This is a genomic window from Corynebacterium sp. HMSC036E10, from assembly GCF_001836265.1.
Taxonomy (GTDB): Bacteria; Actinomycetota; Actinomycetes; order Mycobacteriales; family Mycobacteriaceae; genus Corynebacterium; species Corynebacterium coyleae.
This window is the reverse complement of record NZ_KV827989.1, coordinates 22,376-38,623: the sequence shown is the minus strand read 5'-3', so window position 1 is coordinate 38,623 and position 16,248 is coordinate 22,376. Positions and strand designations below refer to the sequence as shown.

Below are 16,248 nucleotides of genomic sequence, written 5' to 3'. Positions count from 1 at the left end.
TGCACCTAGGGGCACTAGGAGTAGAGCTGCTCGCCGCTGCCGCCGGAGCGCTGCTCCCAATCAAGGTTCCAGTAGCCCAAGCCGTCGTACGGGGTCAGGGTCGATCCGCCAGTGTTTTTCACCACTACCGGGTCACCCCGTTTGACGTACTCCTGGAACCACTTGGCGTTCTCATAGGAAGCGTTGATGCAGCCGTGCGACTGGTTCTGGGACCCCAACGCCCACAGCGCCCACGGCGCGGAGTGGACGTAGATGCCCGAGTACGACAGCTGGGTGGCGTAATCCACCGGCGTGACGTACCCGCCCGCATCCAACGCCAAGCCGTAGGTACGCGAGTCCATGACAAGGCTGGGGTGCTCATCCCCCACCACGTAGGTGCCATTCGGGGTGTCGTAGCTACCGTCGGTTCCCAGTGAGATCGGGAACTCCTTCACCAACTCGTCGTTAGCGTAGACGCGCAGCATCTTGTCGTAGTTATCCACGACAGTCTCCACCTTGTCACCGATGGTGAAGCTGATTTCGGTGTCGTCGGAACCGTAGACGCCTTCGGCAAGTTTGCGCCCATACAGATCCACTTTCACAGTGACCTCAGTACCGGGCTCCCAGTACTCCTTCGGGCGCCAGCGCACTTCGTAAGGATCCAGCCAGAAGAATCCACCCTCGGTGTCGTTCGAGGTTTCCACCGAGATGAGTTTCTCCATCTTCTTGGTGTCTTGGATCGGGCTATCAAAGCGGATGGTTACCGCCTGGGCGACACCAACCGTCGAGCCGTCAAGCGGACCAACGTACGCATTAACCGTCACAGCCGGCGACACCGTAGTAAACGACGACATCACCTTCTGGCCCTCAACATCACGCGCCTCAATGGTGTACTCGCGTCCGTAACCAAGCGGTTCCGCCGTAGACCATTCGGTTTTGTCGTCGTTGAACTCCGCCTCGACTTCCTTGCCGGCCTCGTTGGTCATCTTCACCGAGGCCAATCCGACCTCCGAAAGCACCTTCACCGGCTGGCCAGGCTCGACGTCAGTGGCGTTATTGCTCACCGAGACTTTCGGCGGCTTCGCCGCAGGCGTCGTCTCTGCAGCCTGGTCTGTCTCCGCAACCTGCTCGAGACGGCTCGACCCATCCCCCGGTGAGCAGGCCGAAATCATCGCTCCTGCAGCCAGCGCCGTCAGGACCGCGGTGCAGCGGCGAACCGCGCGAAGGTGGAGCACAATGGACCCCTCACAACTCAAATCCAAAACTCAAACGCCAATACTTTAACCGTTAACGGCTAAAAAGCCACCATCCACAAACAAAGCGTTATACAACGTTTAACATCGCCGAAAAATATGCTCTTACCTGCCGATTTCACACATTCAACACACGCTGCTAATGTATTACCTCGTTGCAGAGAGCAACACCAACAAAACAAAATACGCGCCATTAGCTCAATTGGCAGAGCAACTGACTCTTAATCAGTGGGTTCGGGGTTCGATTCCCTGATGGCGCACAGCACAGCGAGGCTGGCAGGTATTTTACCCGCCAGCCTCGCTTTTTGTGTACCCGTCACTTTTTCTCGCAGCTGAGACTAGGCTGATCTTCATGAAAACAGCCTTGGTAATTGTTGACGTGCAAAATGACTTCTGCCCCGGCGGTAGCCTTGCCACCGCCCGCGGCGATGAGGTGGCGTCAAAAATCGCGGAGTTGATCTCCACCCCTGATAACAGGTGTTTGGAGTACGACCACATTGTGGCAACACAGGATTGGCACATCGAGCCAGGTGACCACTTTGCCAAGGAAGGCGAGACACCGGACTTTGTCAACACCTGGCCGCCGCACTGCGTCGCTGATTCCTATGGTGCGCAGATGCGCGGACCGGTGGATACCTCGCTGATTGAGGAGTTTTTCCGCAAGGGCAAGTACACCGCCGCTTATTCCGGGTTCGAGGGCGCAACTGAGGCTGGCACATCGCTTGAGGATTGGTTGCGCGAGCGCGAGGTTTCCCAGCTAGACGTCTGTGGCATTGCAACGGACTTCTGTGTGCGAGCCACCGTCCTGGACGCCCTGAAGGCTGGTTTCAAGGTGCGCGTCCTGCGCGCGATGTGCTCCCCTGTCGATGACAAGGGCGGTGCCGCAGCGCTTCAGGAAATGTTTGAGGCTGGCGCCGAGATTGTCTAGTTACTTCGTCGGGTTGTAGCCCAGAAGTTCTTCCATCTCGCCCATTTCGGCGGTTTGCACCTCAATCATGTCTTGGGCCAACTCGCGAAGCGGCTCGTAGGCGCCGCCGTCCACCTCGTCCTGCGTCATCTTGATCACGTGGGCGTGGTGGAAGTGCATCATTTCGAGGAAAGCGGTGCGCAGGTCGTCGCCACGCAACTGCGCGAACTCGTCCAACTGCTCGGGCGGGAACATGCCATTGGCGATGTGCTTCGAGTGGAGCTCCATGTCCTGATCGATGCCCCACTCGTCGGCCCAGGCGTTCATCTGCTCGTTTTCGCGCTCCTGACCGTCCTTGATGCGCTGGGCGAGATCACGCACCTGCGCATCGTCGACGTCGGAGTCCAGCAGCACATCCGACATGTCGATCGCCTGCTGGTGGTGCGGCACCATCATGCCCAGGAAGTGGACGTCAGTGCCGTTGTACTCGGCGTCGGTGTCCGTCGACGTTGCGGCGGTGTTTGCAGTGTTGGCAGTGCTGTTGTCCGGGGTGAACGCTGCGCGTATCGACGGCCCCGCGACAGTGAGCACAAGCACAATCACCGCAATGACCGCTAGTGCGATCAACAGCGGCTTTTTACTGCCGCGCATCCGCTCGAGTTCGTGGTCGGCCTGATCATTAACCATTGATGCTCCCTTTCGGTCGTAAAGAGAGATTACCTTGAATTCAACAAGGACACGAGCGTATCGACGACAAAACGCCGGCACCTACAACATTGCAGGTACCGGCGTACAGACGCTCGCGCTTAGTTACGCGACAGCAGCTTCTGCAGCTCCTTGAGCTCGCTCTTGCGCTTACGGCCGTTGTAGACCTTGATACCGATCAGCGCTGCGATACCGATACCAACGCCAGCGATGATCTTCTGCACAGTCTCGTCCTCGAGCCAGGTCTTTGCCTGATCCCTAGCCGTATCGGCCAAGGTGGACGGGTTCGTGCGGTCTGCAAGCTCGTCGAGCGTGCTAGCCAGCTGGCTGCGGGTGCGTGCAAGGTCACGCTCAATGTCGTGAATATCTCGTGCCACGGTTTCAAACTCCTACGTTTACTTGGGACTTTTCTAGACTGACGTCTTTTCGTACCAACAGTAGTGTAAAACGGGGAGGCATGACTGAACCCACCAGACTGCAACAAGGCGACACCGCCCCCGCTTTTTCCCTGAATAACGACAAGGGCGAAACCGTTTCGCTTGCCGATTTCGCTGGCCAGCGAGTCATCGTGTACTTCTACCCGAAGGCCAACACGCCCGGCTGCACCACCGAAGCTTGCGACTTTAGCGACAATATGGACCAGTTCAAGGACGCCTCCGTCGCCGTACTCGGCATCAGCCCCGACCCGGTAGAGAAGTTGGCAAAGTTCCGCGACGACCACAACCTGACCGTGCAGCTGCTATCCGACGAATCCAAGGAAACCCTCGAGGCATACGGTGCCTTCGGCGAAAAGAAGAACTACGGCAAGATCGTCCAAGGCGTTATCCGCTCAACGTTCCTTGTCTCCGTCGACGCTGACGGTAAGGGCACCGTGGAGCAAGCCCAGTACAACGTCAGGGCAACTGGCCACGTTGGCCGCATCCTGCGCGACTGGAACCTGTAAGTCCCCACTCCCCCATAAAGAATTGGTGCGCCCGGAGAGACTTGAACTCTCACGCCATAAGGCACTGGAACCTAAATCCAGCGCGTCTGCCAATTCCGCCACGGGCGCGTCGAGAACGGATATTACACGCCGCGCCCCCATCCACAGAAACCGCGGTATCAAACTTTAGTTTGGCACCATGGTTTTACCGGGTAAGATCACCACTCGTGAGCGAAAAGTTGGAACACACGGACGCGGACGGGACCACCCCGATTCCGCAGCGTGAGCGTCTCCGCGTGCGATGGTGGCACATCCTGCTCCTCATCGCAGCCGCAGTGACGTGCCTGCTGCTCGCCCGGTGGCAGTGGGAACGCTACCAATCCGGCACCGGCACTCTCCAGAACCTGGGCTACGCCCTGCAGTGGCCATGCTTCGCACTGTTCTTCATCTACGCCTACCGCGTAGGTATGCGCATGGAGAACGACAAGATTGACGCCGAGAACGCAGGGCTGACCATGGATGACCTGTACGAGGCCGATCTCGCCCGCTACGGCAAGCACAAGCCCGTCACGGAAATCGACGAGGACTTCCTGCCCGCACGTCCGGAGATCGACGTCGACGAATACAACAAACTTGTGGCACCGCGCCGCGAAACCCACCCGGAAGGTAAAGGTGAACACGCATGACCGAGCAAACTCAGCCAGCAGCACAGCCAGAGCGCATCCACCCGGAGCGCCAGCGCCGCGTTAAGCAGGCTCTGCTGTGGTTCTCCATCGCGGCGTGGATCACCGGTGTCCTGTTGCTTCTGCTGATTGCCCGCATGATCATGCAGTACGGCTTCGACATGAACGTCGACTACCTGTCCTGGGTTGCGCGCGTGCACGGCTTTGCGTTTGTCGCGTTTTTGATGACGTCGCTGAACCTCGGCTCAAAGGCTCGCTGGTCCGGCGGCACCTGGGTGGCAACAGCTATCTCCGGCGTTGTGCCGTTTATGTCCTTCTTTGTGGAAGAGAAGCGCCGCAAGGAAGTTAAAGAAAAGTTCCAGCTCGCCTAACGTCGGCGAACTGGAACTTCGGGGGATGAAACCGGCGGCGAAACTTATTCGTCGTCGGTTTTTGTTAGCACCATGACGCCGACCTTCTCCGCTTGATCGTTTTGCGGCGACAGTGTCAACGTGTCGCCTGCACGCTCAGCGTCGTACTCCAGATCCTGGTGCGTCAGCGGATCTTCCAGCTTGAACTCTTTATCGTCGCGCAGGCAGTTCGCTTCGTTAGTCTCACCGTCGGTTTCGGTCAGCTCCCAGGAGCAATCCTTACCGTCAATGGTCACAGTGGCCCGACCACCGCCGGTCCCCTCCTGGGTTGCGGTGACGTCGCCCGACCAGGTGCCGTCGAAGTCACCGTCCTGCCCACAAGCGGTCAAAAGAGCGCTGGAGGCGAGAACAGTTGCTGCGAATGCGATTGTTTTCTTCATACCGCCACTGTAACGATTTTCGTCACTCCAGCGCTGCGATGTGCTTTGCCAACTCCCGCAACGCCTTGCCCCTGTGGGACCGTGCGTTCTTCTCCTCCGAGGTCAGTTCCGCCGAGGAACGCCCCGGCGCGTCATCCGGCGCGAAGAGCGGGTCGTAGCCGAAACCGTTGTCGCCGCGGGGCTCGCGAAGCAGTTCGCCTTCCCAACGCCCTTCTGCGACGTGTACATCGCCTTCTGGGGTGGCAAGCGCGCAGCAGGACACAAACGCTGCGCGGCGCTGGTTGATGTCTTCCATCTGCTTGAGCAGCAGGGCGTTGTTGCCAGCGTCGTCGCCGTGGTTACCGGACCAGCGAGCGGACAGGATGCCCGGCATGCCGTTGAGGGCTTCGACGCTTAGGCCGGAGTCGTCAGCGACGCACGGAAGACCAGTCGCGGCAGCACCTACCCGGGCCTTCAGTACGGCGTTTTCCTCAAAGGACAGGCCGTCCTCGACGGGGTCGGGGTACGCGGGGGCCTGATCAAGCGACACTAGCTCCACTCCCCCGATGGCCAGCTCGCGCAGCACCTGGTCGAGTTCGCGGACCTTGCCCGGGTTACGGGAAGCGACGAGGACTTTTACCATCCCAGCGCCGCCTTCTGGGCTGCGAAGAGCTCTTCGCAACCCTTGGCTGCCACGTCGAGCATCTCGCCGAGCTGCTCGCGGCCGAACAGGCCGTGCTCGCCGGTGCCCTGGATCTCGACGAAGTTGCCACCCTCCTGCATCACCACGTTGAGGTCCACCTCCGCGCGGGAGTCCTCCTCGTACGGCAGGTCAAGGCAGACGTGGCCGTCGATGATGCCAGCAGAGATCGCCGCTACCGGCTTCAGCAGCGGCTCACCCGGCACCACGCCGCGCTCCTTGAGCACAGCGATCGCGTCCGCAAGTGCCACGTACGCGCCAGTGATCGACGCGGTACGGGTACCACCGTCGGCCTGGAGCACGTCGCAGTCGAGCTGGATGGTGTTCTCACCGAGTTCAGAAAGATCCACCGCAGCGCGCAGGGAACGACCCACCAGGCGCGAAATCTCGTGCGTGCGGCCCTTTACCTTGCCACGCATCGATTCACGCGGCATACGCTCGTGCGTCGCGGAAGGAAGCATGGAGTACTCGGCGGTCAGCCAGCCTTCGCCGGAATCCTTCTTAAAACGGGGAACGCCCTCCTCCACCGAAGCGGTGCACATCACGCGGGTGTTACCGAACTCCACCAGCACGCTGCCAGCAGGGTTCGAAGTAAAACCGCGGGTGATACGGACAGGGCGAAGCTCGTCGACGGCGCGACCGTCAAAACGCGAAAAATCAGTCATAGCCCCAAGCGTAACGCAGGCGGGCGTCGCGTCCCTGCAAGCCAACTAGACCCAAGGCGATTTATTAATCACGTTCGGAGGGCACCCCATTGCGGTGAGGATGGGCAACGAGTGTGAGTGCGTCGAAAGATCGTGTCCCGAGAAATTGTCCATCAGGAATTCGTGAGCAACTTTGGTGAGCCCGAAATGTGGCTCTCCTTCGATCACACCGTGCAGGTACTGCAACATGGACAATTTGAAGAATGTCCGGTCTCGCAACGATTCCGGATACGCCCGAATCCAGTTGAGTGTGGAACTTGGTTTTCTTGGCACAAGCGGTGCATCGTCGACACGGTTATACAGCCTCGAGTAATGTGCACACGTATTTCGCAAATAAGCCAGTGATCGCTGCCATGACCCGAGCTCTTTGAACGTGAGCCCGGTATCAGCAGCGATCTGCTCGCGCATCCACTTTGGAAGCAGATTGTGCAGCGTTCCCCATTCGAAGGTCTGCACTGCAGCCCAAATTGGAAGATCTTCGTTGCGATCCCGGTAGTGGTGTACGAAATCCTCTTTGGAGTAACCAATAGATGCGTCAAAGCGGTCCAACCACTTTGCATACCGCTCTACCTGGTTCGGTTCCTTAATGGGAGGCTGCATCTGCAGGTCAAGCATTGACGGGTCGTCAAGATGAAGATGAAGCAGCGGGTGCACGCTACCAATCGCGTGTGCAATGGCGTTACGGAGCCAAATCTCCACGGGCTCCAACGCACTCAAGGCTGCCTTACGCAATCGGGTATCGAACCTCATGAGTCGAATGATGTCGTCGAAATTCGTTCCCTCACGGAATTCATTCTTGCGTGTGAGTTCGTATCCGTGAAGTTTTTGTTGATTCGGGAATGGCTCTCTAAACGGGTACCAGTATCCGCTCAAACGGTAATATCCGATGTTTCGCAGCGACTCTTCCGCAGACGCAAGATCTGCAATTCGCATCCCCCGTTCGCCCAATAGCGTGAGCAAGTCTTCATAGTTCTGAAACGGTTTCGTGGATACCACGATCCCCTACCCCCAAGATTTTGAAAACCGGCCCTGGACTGACTACTCAAGATGTAGCCTAGCGGAACCGGTCGTTGTGGTGGCTAATTTAGCGCACGCGACCCCCTAGGTCACCTTCCACCCCTTAAAAGGGGTAACGCAGTAAGGCCCGACCCTTACACCTCGTAGACGGCGCCGGCCTGCCCCAGCAGAATCTCGCCATCAAACTCAGTACGGGCTGCCTCAAGCACACTGTGCGGGTCAGTCCACGGTTGAATGTGCACCAGCACCAGCGTCTTCACCCCGGCTTCGCGGGCGAGGCGTCCCGCCTCCTTGCCAGACATGTGCATGCCTTCGGCTTTGCCTTCCGACGACGCACCCCAGGCTGCTTCGCAGAGGAACAGGTCGGCGCCACGGGCGGCGTCGATAAGCGACGGCGTGTAGCTCGAGTCGCCCGAGAACGTCAGCACCTTGCCGTGCGCGTCCTCCACGCGCAGCGCATGCGACTCCTGGGCCGGGTGGACCACTTCAAACGGCGTGACCGTCAGACCGCTCAACGTCTCCGGCTCGCGGGTACGCCAGGTGGTGAACTCGAATGTGTCGGTGCAATCGTCGACATCATCCGGACCATCGGCGCTCATGCGGCCAAAGTGCTCAACCGCATACGAAGGCCCGATGAGGCGGTGGCGCTGCTGCGCAGGTGCCTCCGGATGGTATCGGCGCCACACCAACAGCGACGGGAAATCCGAGCAATGATCAGCGTGCAGGTGGCTGAAGATCACGTGGGCCGCAGCAGGATCGAACCGTTCCTGCATCGCGGCGAGCGCTCCCGGACCAAAGTCCATCACCACATCGGTTTCACCCGGCACCGAAATGACGTAGGAGGAGGCGGGGTTCCCCGGCGCGGCAAGGCTTCCGGAGCACCCAAGGATGGTCAACTTCATGGAAACACTGTGCCATGAATGCGCCCTAATTTCACACTGGATCGCCGAAGCGCACGGCGAGTTTTACAGTCTGTTGCCCACCGCATGCACCTGAGGGCCGAGGAATCGGCGGGCGAGCTCATCGAATGTGCCAGGATCTCCGGTGGATTCGAAGATGCGGATTGGGGCGGTGGTGTCGTCGCTAAGCAAATCGCTCTCCGTGAGCACGCGCAACACATCCTTCGAGGTTTCCTCCGCAGAGGACACGAGCGTGACATCATCGCCAACGGCAAGCTGGATCACGCCGGAAAGCAGCGGATAGTGCGTACAGCCGAGCACAAGCGTGTCCACGCCTGCTTCGCGCAGCGGCTCCACATAGCCGCGGGCGACCTCGAGCACATGCTTGCCGGAGGTCACGCCCTGCTCCACGAGGGGGACGAAATCAGGGCAGGCAACAGCGGTGACATCCACATTCGGGTTGACCGCGAAGAAGTCTTGATACGCACCAGAGGTGACGGTGCCTTCGGTGCCAATGACGCCGATCTTGTTGTTTCGGGTGGTCGCCATCGCACGGCGTACTGCAGGCTGGATCACTTCGAGGACAGGGATGCTGTAGCGCTCGCGGGCATCATGAAGAAACGCGGCGGTGGCGGTGTTACACGCAATGACAAGCATCTTGCAGCCACGTTCCACCAGATCGTCAGCAATGCGCTGCGAATGAGCGCGCACATCCGCGATCGGCTGCGGACCGTACGGGCTATTGGCGGTATCGCCGATATAAATCAAGGATTCGCCCGGCAACTGATCCATCACCGCACGCGCCACGGTCAGCCCGCCGACACCGGAGTCGAACAACCCAATCGGCGCGTTGTTACTTACCTGGTTGCTTACCTGGTTACTCACCTGCGCGCCTGCTTTTCCGCAGCCTTCGCCTGCTTCTTCGCATGCTTTTTCGCGGCGAGCTCCGGCGGATCGTCAGACGTGATGATCATGCCGGCGACAATGCCACCGATCGCGCCGAAGAGGTGCGCCTGCCAACTGACACCCTCAGTGCCCGGCAGCACACCCCAAATCAAACCGGAGTAGAAGAAGCCGAGGATTAAGCCGGTAAGAATCTGACCAATCGAGCGGTTGAAAAAGCCACGCACCAACAGGTACGCCAACCAGCCATACACCAGGCCGGATGCGCCAATGTGGTTCGTGCCAATACCGCCGAACACCCAGGTGCCGAGTCCGCCGATGAGCAGAACGAACGTTGTCACCTCCCAAAACACGCGCTTGCCGGAGTAACCGATGAGGTAGGCAAACAGCGCACCCGGCAGCGAGTTGGAAATGATGTGTTCCAGATTCGCGTGCAGCAGCGGCGAGGTGAAAATCATCGGCAGACCGTTGATGTCCAGCGGGTGTATGCCAAAGCCCTGCAGCCACGGGAAGAAGAGCTGGAGAATAAACACAGCCCAAATCAGGGCCAGGAAGCCACCTGCAAAGCGCAGCCCGGATTTGCGCTGCTGTCTGCGTTTGAGCGACCTGCTCGCCGGGTAACCCTGTCCCTGCAACCCCATGCCCGGCTGGCCGTACGGCTGACGCTGGTTGGCATAGGGGTTGTGTGGCACACCCGGCGCAGGCATGCCGCCGAACGCGGGCGGTTGGGTCTCTGGGTGGGAGAACGGACGCTGGAACGGCTTGCCGTAGCCGGGCTGTTCGGTGCGTCCGTAGCCCCAGCCTTCAGGGGTGTGGTGGTTGTTATTGTTCATCGTGGTGCAGCTTAGCTGCCTGCGCTAGGCGCGTGCGATGTCGCGCCAGGCGGTGATACCAAAGTCACCGGTTGCGTTTACTACAGCGTCCACGATTGCAGCCTGCACTGCTTGGGCGCCGGCTTCTCCGATGCGTCCGAAAGCTTCAACATCGCTGACCGGCTGCGCACCAGGTTGAGCGGTGGACACTGCGAACAACGTGTCGCCGTCGAGTGGCGAGTGCGCGGGGCGAATGGCTCGCGCGATGCCGTCGTGCCCGGTCATTGCCACGCGCTTGAGTTGTGGCTTTGTGAGCGGCGCATCCGTGGCAATCACACCGATCGTGGTGTTCAGTTTCGGTGTGGGGCGCTCAAGCGCGTTAAACCGCTCCAGGTCCACCGCGGGTTTCGCGCCATCGCCGTAGAGGAGCCCAGTGTGCTTATCGACGACCATCCCAACCGGATTGGCAACCACATACGCCTCAACCGTGTAGCCGTCCGTGCTCATCGTGCTCACCGTGGCCTGGCCAAACCCACCCCGCAGCACGCCAGCGGTTGCGCCACCACCAGCACCGACACTGCCGGTCGCTCCTGCACCACCGTCGAAGGCGGCGGTGATCGCGGCTGCACCATCGGCCGCAGTGGGGCGGTGCGCCGGGTCGCCGACGACAAGGTCGAAGATCACCGCCGCAGGCACGATCGGCACCCGGGGGCCCGGCATGTCTTCGCCGAACACCGGAAAGCCCCAACCGCGGCGTTCCAGCTCGGCCATCGCTCCATCGGCGGCCGCAAGTCCAAACGCGGAGCCGCCACAGAGCATGATCGCGTGAACCCGCTCAACGGTGTTGTGGGGTTCGAGCAGGTCAGTCTCACGTGTACCGGGGCCACCGCCACGCACATCCACTGCCGCGACCATGCCTGCCTCGTGCGGTGCAAGGATCGCGGTCACGCCAGTGTCCGCGAGTGAGATGTGGCCGATGCGGGCCAAGGGGTCGTCGATACGCATGCGCTCGAGCTAGCCCATCAATGCGTCGAGCAAAGAATCCTGACAGTACGCGAGCCACTCCACGAGCATCGCGCGCTCCTGCTGAGCGCCCTCGCCACCCGAAGTGTCAGCGGCAATGTAGAGGCGCATGTCGTTGACCGCAGCGATGAACTTGTGCGCGTCTTCTTCCTCGATGGTGACCTCAACGCCACCAGTGGGGCCGAGCGCCTCGTTGACCACCTGCAGATTGATCAACTTCGCACGAATGATGTCGTTTTCATGCAAGCTGCGCAACAAACCGTTGTCGCCCTCGAACTCCTCGTCGCCCTCACGCTCAAAGTCGGGCAACAAACGAGCCAACTTCGGATCCTGTGGCGCCTCCGTGTGCCCGGTGGAAACCCCCATCATCTCCGCGAACTCATCCTTCGGAGCCGACTGCGCACGTGCAATCAACGCCTCCGACACCGTCGCCGTGAGATCTCCAATGACCTCACGCTCCATCGGATCAAACGTGGTCGTGTACTTCGGGGTTGAACGCATCAACCCCTTCTTCTTACGCCAAGGCTGCATTCGTCTCCCCTACCCTGCCTGCTGCATCGTCGCCCACAGACCGGCGGTATGCAGTTTCTTCACGTCGGTTTCTACCTTGTCCTTCTCGCCAGAAGAGACCACAGCCTTGCCCTCAGTGTGGACCTGCATCATCAGCTCCTGGGCGCGCTTGCGGTCGTAGCCCAGCACCGTCTGGAACACATAGGTGACATAACTCATCAGGTTCACCGGGTCGTCCCACACAATGCACAACCATGGCAGGTTCTCGCTCGTGGCCACCTCGACATCGACGGCCTCGTCGAGCTCCGGGGTCGCCATCGGCGAACTCATATGCGCCGGTTCGGCAGCGTTGCGAGCTGAAGCAAACATGTGAACCACCTTACCCCGTCGGACGGGAGGGGACGGGAGGGTACGCTTGCACACCATGAACCAACCGCTGCCCTCTACCGCGTTTTTAACCGACATGTACGAGCTCACCATGCTCGACGCCGCCATCCAAGATGGCACAGCCGAACGCGAGTGTGTTTTCGAAGTCTTTGGCCGCCGCATGCCCAACGAGCGCCGCTACGGCGTCGTCGCAGGTACCGCGCGTGCCCTCGACGCAATTACCCGCTTCCGCTTCACCGAAGAGCAGATCGCAACCGCCGATTTCCTTTCCGATGCAGCACGCGAATATCTCCGCAACTTCCGCTTCTCCGGCCAGGTGGACGGCTACCGGGAGGGCGATCTGTACTTCCCGTACTCCCCAATCATGACGGTGCGCGGCACGTTCGCCGAGTGCGTCATCTTGGAAACTGTCATCCTGTCCATCCTGAATGCCGACTCCGCGATTGCCTCCGCCGCGTCGCGTATGGTCTCCGCGGCAGACGGCCGGCCGATTATCGAGATGGGTTCGCGCCGTACCCACGAAGAGGCTGCCGTTTCGGCTGCACGTGCGACCTACATCGCGGGTTTTGACGCAACTTCCAACATGGAGGCGTCGCTACGCCACGGCATCCCGGCGTCCGGTACTGCCGCCCACTCGTGGACGCTGCTGCATGTCGACGAGAACGGCCAGCCCGATGAAAAGGCCGCCTTTGCCGGCCAGATTAAGTCCCTAGGTAAGGACACCACGCTGCTGGTGGATACCTTTGACATCACCAAGGGCGTGGACAACGCGCTCGAGGTTGCTGGCACCGAACTCGGCGCGGTGCGTATCGATTCTGGTGATCTCGGCATCGTCTCACGCCGCGTGCGCAAGCAACTCGACGAGGCAGGTGCGTTCAACACCAAGATCATCGTCTCCTCCGACTTGGATGAGTTCGCCATCGCAGGTCTGCGCGGCGACCCAGTCGATGGCTTCGGCGTCGGCACCTCTGTGGTGACAGGCTCCGGCGCGCCTACGGCTGGCCTGGTCTACAAGCTCGTCGAGGTCGAAGGCCACCCCGTGGCCAAGCGTTCTTCCGGCAAGGTCACCTACGGCGGCGGCAAGTCTGCGCTTCGCGCGTACCGCTCCTCCGGCGTTGCGGTGGGCGAGATTATCCACCCGATGGGCGCCGAAATCCCCCGCAAGCCGAACCTGGACTACCGCGAGCTGACCGTGCCGATGATCCGCGACGGTGAGGTCCTGGACAACCAGCCAAGCATCGAGGACAGCCGAAAGCTGCACGCCGAAGCACGCACCACCCTGCCCTGGGAGGGCCTCGCTCTGTCGCGCGGCGAGGTTGCCATCCCGACCCGTTTTATCGGGTTTCCGGAGCCCACCGAGTAGGCCGTGGCAGACGAACCGCTTTCGCACAGCACAGGTGAGTTGCTTTCGGCTGCCGTCGAGTCGCTCGGCGGCTCGCGCCGGCCTGGCCAGGTCAAGATGGCCGACGCGGTCACTCGTGCGTTGGATTCCGAACGTCACCTTGCCGTTCAGGCAGGCACTGGTACGGGTAAGTCCCTGGCGTACCTGGTTCCTGCGCTCCGTTATGCACAGATGCACGACACAACCGTTGTGGTCTCCACTGCGACGATCGCGCTGCAGCGCCAACTGGTCGACCGTGACCTGCCGCGCCTTGCCGACGCGCTTGAGCCTCTCCTGCCCCAGCGACCAACCTTTGCCATCCAAAAGGGCCGTAACAACTACGTCTGTTTGCACAAGGTGCTTGCGGAGGACCCCAGCGACACCCTCATCGAGGAAGAGGATCTGACCTGGCTGGGCAAACACGTCAAGCGCGTCGCCGAGTGGGCACAGGACACCCCGACCGGTGACCGCGACGATCTGGTTCCTGGTGTGCCAGATCAGGCGTGGCGCCAAGTTTCGGTGACCTCCCGTGAGTGCTTGGGGGCGACGCGTTGTCCGCACGGCCAGGACTGCTTCGCGGAGATCGCCCGGGAGCGCACCAAGGACGTGGACATCGTGGTCACCAACCACGCACTACTGGCTATCGATGCCCTCGCCGATGTGGACGTGCTCCCCCAGCACGATGCTGTGATTATCGACGAGGCCCACGAACTCGACGGACGCATCACCTCGGTCGCTACCGCGGAGATTTCCGCACGCGCACTCGCCATGGCAGCTCGCCGTGCCGACAAGCTTGGCGCGAAACGCGAAACACTCGAGGACGTTATCGACGACTTCACTGCCGCCATCGACCTCGAAGCCCCCGGCCGGTGGGAAACCATTTCCGACCCGGCACGTGGTGGTTTTGTCGCTCTGCGCGACGCGTTGTGGAAGACCCGCCAGTCCATCGGCGAACCGCCCGAGGGTGAGGCCCAGAACGATCCGGAGAAGTTTGCGGAGCGTGGCAACCTGACCAACCACTTGGAGGATCTCCACGACGCGATCGTGCGCATCCTCGGTGTGTTCGACGAGCCGGATCCGGCCAAGCACACCGACGTTGTGTGGCTCACCCGCTCCGACCGCCACGGCGATTCCGTCTCCGTCGCGCCCCTGTCGGTCGCGGGGCTGCTCCACGAACGGCTTTTCGGGGAGCGCACCGTGGTGCTTACCTCTGCCACGTTGACGGTCGGCGGCAACTTCAACGCCATGGCCAGCGCCTGGGGCTTGCCGAAGGGCACCTGGGACTCGCTCGACGCTGGCACCCCGTTCGACCCCGCCAAGTCGGGCATCCTCTACACCGCGAAGCACCTGCCCACCCCGGGCCGCGATGGGCTTGCGAAGGAAACGCTCGATGAGATCGCGGACCTTATCACCGCCGCCGGTGGCCGCACCCTGGCACTGTTTTCTTCTCGACGAGCCGCCGAACAGGCCGCCGAAGCCATGCGGGCCCGCCTCCCCTTCGACATCTTGTTGCAGGGCGAGGACTCCACCGGTGTACTGGTTGATAGTTTTGCCAAGTCAGAGAACTCATGTCTGTTCGGCACACTGACGTTGTGGCAGGGCGTCGACGTTCCAGGGAGCTCGTGCTCGCTGGTCATCATCGATCGCATCCCCTTCCCCCGCCCCGACGATCCCCTGTTGCAGGCCCGAGCGAACGCCGCCGATGCCGCCGGCCGGTCGGGCTTCATGGAGGTCTCCGCCACCCACGCGGCGCTGCTCATGGCGCAAGGTGCCGGCCGCTTGCTGCGCTCCGTCAATGACCGCGGGGTCGTGGCAGTGCTGGACAATCGCTTAGTGACGAAGCGCTACGGCTCGTTTATCCGCCGCAGCCTCCCCGCCTTCTGGGATACCACCGACCCCGAGGTCGTTCGCGGCGCGTTGAAGAGGTTGGTGGCTAAGGGATAGCCACCACGGTGGTGGAACCGGGCGCGACCTCCGTGTAGCCCGCGTCTCGCACCGCGACCGCACCTGGCCGATCGCAGTACTCACGGAACTGATCAGCAGACACTTCACGCACGTTTAGCGGGAACCCCTGCTCGGCCCAGTCCAGCACCCACTCGAGGTCCTGCGCCGCAGCAAGCAACATTGAGGCGTGTCCTACCTGTGCGGCCGCCTTGCCCGCGGACATCGCAAGCGAACTGTCCACTGCGATCAACGGAGCACCCTCGACGAGCGGCAGGTCTTCGCCCTCCTCGAGTTCTGTGCCCTTGATCTGCAACTTGGCTATCGCATGTGGCACATCCCCTACAGCAGACGGAACAAACGCGCGTACCGATCCCACTGTCACCCCAGGTAACGCCTGCACGTCATCCCAAGCCTTGTTCCGTGCCCTCCGGGCAACCTTACGGATGCGGTGTGAATACCACTGCTCTACCCCGTCGCGCCAGAAGCCATCGATGCCCGCACGAGAGTCGAGGCATACGGCGACGACGGCGCGGGCGGCGCAAACAAGCACCGCGTTGCGGCTGGGCGGATCCTGCTTGGGCAGATTGATGGCGAGTTGCATCGCCTGCACTGTCGATGGGTCGTTTGGATCCTCGCTGCGTTGGCGGTAGTCATCTGCGACGCGTTCCCGCAGCAGCTCGTATGCGCTTGTGATTTCGGTTGTCTCGGCATTCATCCTGGTTCAGGGTAGTGGGCACAACAAAGCCCCCG

General features: G+C 61.1%; 20 protein-coding genes and 2 tRNA genes. 7 read left to right on the top strand and 15 right to left on the bottom strand.

From position 1 onward, the window contains the following. Nucleotides 1-14 precede the first annotated feature (14 nt). Nucleotides 15-1,214 carry a L,D-transpeptidase gene (locus HMPREF2736_RS08530; protein ID WP_070829384.1) on the bottom strand — a complete coding sequence of 400 codons (1,200 nt, stop codon included), beginning with the start codon at nucleotides 1,212-1,214 and terminating at the stop codon, nucleotides 15-17. Nucleotides 1,215-1,419: 205 nt separating this feature from the next. Here HMPREF2736_RS08530 and HMPREF2736_RS08525 point away from each other — a divergent pair. Together HMPREF2736_RS08525 and HMPREF2736_RS08520 are read left to right on the top strand one after the other, a co-directional pair. Further along, a tRNA-Lys gene (locus HMPREF2736_RS08525) sits at nucleotides 1,420-1,492 on the top strand. Nucleotides 1,493-1,584: 92 nt separating this feature from the next. Next, nucleotides 1,585-2,160 (top strand): nicotinamidase, encoded by a 576-nt coding sequence (locus tag HMPREF2736_RS08520; RefSeq protein ID WP_070422580.1) that lies wholly within the window; start codon nucleotides 1,585-1,587, stop codon nucleotides 2,158-2,160. Here HMPREF2736_RS08520 and HMPREF2736_RS08515 read toward each other — a convergent pair whose 3' ends face one another. Further along, nucleotides 2,161-2,826, bottom strand: a complete 666-nt coding sequence (locus HMPREF2736_RS08515; RefSeq protein ID WP_070829383.1) for a DUF305 domain-containing protein — start codon at nucleotides 2,824-2,826, stop codon at nucleotides 2,161-2,163. Nucleotides 2,827-2,945: 119 nt separating this feature from the next. Further along, nucleotides 2,946-3,221, bottom strand: a complete 276-nt coding sequence (locus HMPREF2736_RS08510) for a DUF3618 domain-containing protein (RefSeq protein WP_070483535.1) — start codon at nucleotides 3,219-3,221, stop codon at nucleotides 2,946-2,948. Nucleotides 3,222-3,301: 80 nt separating this feature from the next. Here HMPREF2736_RS08510 and bcp point away from each other — a divergent pair, with 80 nt between their 5' ends. Further along, a complete protein-coding gene (bcp, locus tag HMPREF2736_RS08505; RefSeq protein WP_070422582.1) occupies nucleotides 3,302-3,787 on the top strand; it encodes a thioredoxin-dependent thiol peroxidase in 486 nt (161 codons plus the stop codon). Between the two features lie 23 nt (nucleotides 3,788-3,810). On the opposite strand, the gene HMPREF2736_RS08500 is transcribed toward bcp, so the two are convergent. Then, nucleotides 3,811-3,895, bottom strand: a tRNA-Leu gene (locus HMPREF2736_RS08500). 98 nt (nucleotides 3,896-3,993) lie between these two features. On the opposite strand from HMPREF2736_RS08500, the gene HMPREF2736_RS08495 reads away from it, so the two are divergent. Together HMPREF2736_RS08495 and HMPREF2736_RS08490 are read left to right on the top strand one after the other, a co-directional pair. Further along, entirely contained in the window at nucleotides 3,994-4,452 is a 459-nt protein-coding gene (locus HMPREF2736_RS08495; protein WP_224213568.1) for a hypothetical protein, read from the top strand. Further along, nucleotides 4,449-4,820 (top strand): DUF3817 domain-containing protein, encoded by a 372-nt coding sequence (locus tag HMPREF2736_RS08490; RefSeq protein WP_070422583.1) that lies wholly within the window; start codon nucleotides 4,449-4,451, stop codon nucleotides 4,818-4,820. Before HMPREF2736_RS08495 ends, HMPREF2736_RS08490 begins: the two co-directional genes overlap by 4 nt. A 44-nt stretch (nucleotides 4,821-4,864) precedes the next feature. Here the strand turns inward: HMPREF2736_RS08490 and HMPREF2736_RS08485 are convergent, their stop codons facing one another. The 10 genes from HMPREF2736_RS08485 to clpS form a co-directional block, all read right to left on the bottom strand. Beyond that, nucleotides 4,865-5,239, bottom strand: a complete 375-nt coding sequence (locus HMPREF2736_RS08485) for a hypothetical protein (protein ID WP_070422584.1) — start codon at nucleotides 5,237-5,239, stop codon at nucleotides 4,865-4,867. A 22-nt stretch (nucleotides 5,240-5,261) separates the two neighbouring features. Next, nucleotides 5,262-5,861: an RdgB/HAM1 family non-canonical purine NTP pyrophosphatase gene (gene rdgB, locus HMPREF2736_RS08480; protein ID WP_070422585.1), complete on the bottom strand. Its 600-nt coding sequence runs from the start codon at nucleotides 5,859-5,861 to the stop codon at nucleotides 5,262-5,264. After that, complete coding sequence (gene rph, locus HMPREF2736_RS08475; protein ID WP_070422586.1) at nucleotides 5,855-6,583, bottom strand: ribonuclease PH; 729 nt, start codon at nucleotides 6,581-6,583, stop codon at nucleotides 5,855-5,857. Before rph ends, rdgB begins: the two co-directional genes overlap by 7 nt. 45 nt (nucleotides 6,584-6,628) lie before the next feature. Next, nucleotides 6,629-7,618, bottom strand: a complete 990-nt coding sequence (locus HMPREF2736_RS08470; protein ID WP_070829382.1) for an Abi family protein — start codon at nucleotides 7,616-7,618, stop codon at nucleotides 6,629-6,631. Between the two features lie 155 nt (nucleotides 7,619-7,773). Next, the gene (locus tag HMPREF2736_RS08465; RefSeq protein WP_070422588.1) at nucleotides 7,774-8,541 is read right to left on the bottom strand and encodes an MBL fold metallo-hydrolase; all 768 of its coding nucleotides are present in this window, start codon (nucleotides 8,539-8,541) and stop codon (nucleotides 7,774-7,776) included. Nucleotides 8,542-8,604: 63 nt separating this feature from the next. Further along, a complete protein-coding gene (gene murI, locus HMPREF2736_RS08460) occupies nucleotides 8,605-9,423 on the bottom strand; it encodes a glutamate racemase (protein ID WP_070422589.1) in 819 nt (272 codons plus the stop codon). Continuing rightward, nucleotides 9,420-10,082 (bottom strand): rhomboid family intramembrane serine protease, encoded by a 663-nt coding sequence (locus HMPREF2736_RS08455; protein ID WP_070451271.1) that lies wholly within the window; start codon nucleotides 10,080-10,082, stop codon nucleotides 9,420-9,422. Before HMPREF2736_RS08455 ends, murI begins: the two co-directional genes overlap by 4 nt. 216 nt (nucleotides 10,083-10,298) lie before the next feature. Then, nucleotides 10,299-11,258: a P1 family peptidase gene (locus HMPREF2736_RS08450; protein WP_070829381.1), complete on the bottom strand. Its 960-nt coding sequence runs from the start codon at nucleotides 11,256-11,258 to the stop codon at nucleotides 10,299-10,301. A 9-nt stretch (nucleotides 11,259-11,267) separates the two neighbouring features. Beyond that, complete coding sequence (locus HMPREF2736_RS08445; protein WP_070816483.1) at nucleotides 11,268-11,807, bottom strand: DUF2017 domain-containing protein; 540 nt, start codon at nucleotides 11,805-11,807, stop codon at nucleotides 11,268-11,270. Nucleotides 11,808-11,816: 9 nt separating this feature from the next. Continuing rightward, a complete protein-coding gene (clpS, locus tag HMPREF2736_RS08440) occupies nucleotides 11,817-12,116 on the bottom strand; it encodes an ATP-dependent Clp protease adapter ClpS (protein ID WP_070422616.1) in 300 nt (99 codons plus the stop codon). A gap of 94 nt (nucleotides 12,117-12,210) precedes the next feature. On the opposite strand from clpS, the gene HMPREF2736_RS08435 reads away from it, so the two are divergent. Together HMPREF2736_RS08435 and HMPREF2736_RS08430 are read left to right on the top strand one after the other, a co-directional pair. Next, nucleotides 12,211-13,536: a nicotinate phosphoribosyltransferase gene (locus HMPREF2736_RS08435; RefSeq protein WP_070422592.1), complete on the top strand. Its 1,326-nt coding sequence runs from the start codon at nucleotides 12,211-12,213 to the stop codon at nucleotides 13,534-13,536. 3 nt (nucleotides 13,537-13,539) lie between these two features. Further along, the gene (locus HMPREF2736_RS08430) at nucleotides 13,540-15,498 is read left to right on the top strand and encodes an ATP-dependent DNA helicase (protein ID WP_070483525.1); all 1,959 of its coding nucleotides are present in this window, start codon (nucleotides 13,540-13,542) and stop codon (nucleotides 15,496-15,498) included. Here the strand turns inward: HMPREF2736_RS08430 and HMPREF2736_RS08425 are convergent. Continuing rightward, complete coding sequence (locus HMPREF2736_RS08425) at nucleotides 15,488-16,213, bottom strand: peptidyl-tRNA hydrolase (RefSeq protein ID WP_070422594.1); 726 nt, start codon at nucleotides 16,211-16,213, stop codon at nucleotides 15,488-15,490. The two genes, HMPREF2736_RS08430 and HMPREF2736_RS08425, sit on opposite strands and share 11 nt — an antisense overlap. Between the last annotated feature and the right edge of the window lie 35 nt (nucleotides 16,214-16,248).

Bases quoted from the DNA above. Each gene is read 5' to 3' on its own strand.
- HMPREF2736_RS08455 (WP_070451271.1), bottom strand. From the start codon at position 10,082: ATGGGGTTGCAGGGACAGGGTTACCCGGCGAGCAGGTCGCTCAAACGC.
- HMPREF2736_RS08465 (WP_070422588.1), bottom strand. From the start codon at position 8,541: ATGAAGTTGACCATCCTTGGGTGCTCCGGAAGCCTTGCCGCGCCGGGG.
- HMPREF2736_RS08490 (WP_070422583.1), top strand. From the start codon at position 4,449: ATGACCGAGCAAACTCAGCCAGCAGCACAGCCAGAGCGCATCCACCCG.
- HMPREF2736_RS08450 (WP_070829381.1), bottom strand. From the start codon at position 11,258: ATGCGTATCGACGACCCCTTGGCCCGCATCGGCCACATCTCACTCGCG.
- clpS (WP_070422616.1), bottom strand. From the start codon at position 12,116: ATGAGTTCGCCGATGGCGACCCCGGAGCTCGACGAGGCCGTCGATGTC.
- HMPREF2736_RS08485 (WP_070422584.1), bottom strand. From the start codon at position 5,239: ATGAAGAAAACAATCGCATTCGCAGCAACTGTTCTCGCCTCCAGCGCT.
- HMPREF2736_RS08435 (WP_070422592.1), top strand. From the start codon at position 12,211: ATGAACCAACCGCTGCCCTCTACCGCGTTTTTAACCGACATGTACGAG.
- rdgB (WP_070422585.1), bottom strand. From the start codon at position 5,861: ATGGTAAAAGTCCTCGTCGCTTCCCGTAACCCGGGCAAGGTCCGCGAA.
- HMPREF2736_RS08445 (WP_070816483.1), bottom strand. From the start codon at position 11,807: ATGCAGCCTTGGCGTAAGAAGAAGGGGTTGATGCGTTCAACCCCGAAG.
- bcp (WP_070422582.1), top strand. From the start codon at position 3,302: ATGACTGAACCCACCAGACTGCAACAAGGCGACACCGCCCCCGCTTTT.
- HMPREF2736_RS08425 (WP_070422594.1), bottom strand. From the start codon at position 16,213: ATGAATGCCGAGACAACCGAAATCACAAGCGCATACGAGCTGCTGCGG.
- HMPREF2736_RS08515 (WP_070829383.1), bottom strand. From the start codon at position 2,826: ATGGTTAATGATCAGGCCGACCACGAACTCGAGCGGATGCGCGGCAGT.
- rph (WP_070422586.1), bottom strand. From the start codon at position 6,583: ATGACTGATTTTTCGCGTTTTGACGGTCGCGCCGTCGACGAGCTTCGC.
- HMPREF2736_RS08520 (WP_070422580.1), top strand. From the start codon at position 1,585: ATGAAAACAGCCTTGGTAATTGTTGACGTGCAAAATGACTTCTGCCCC.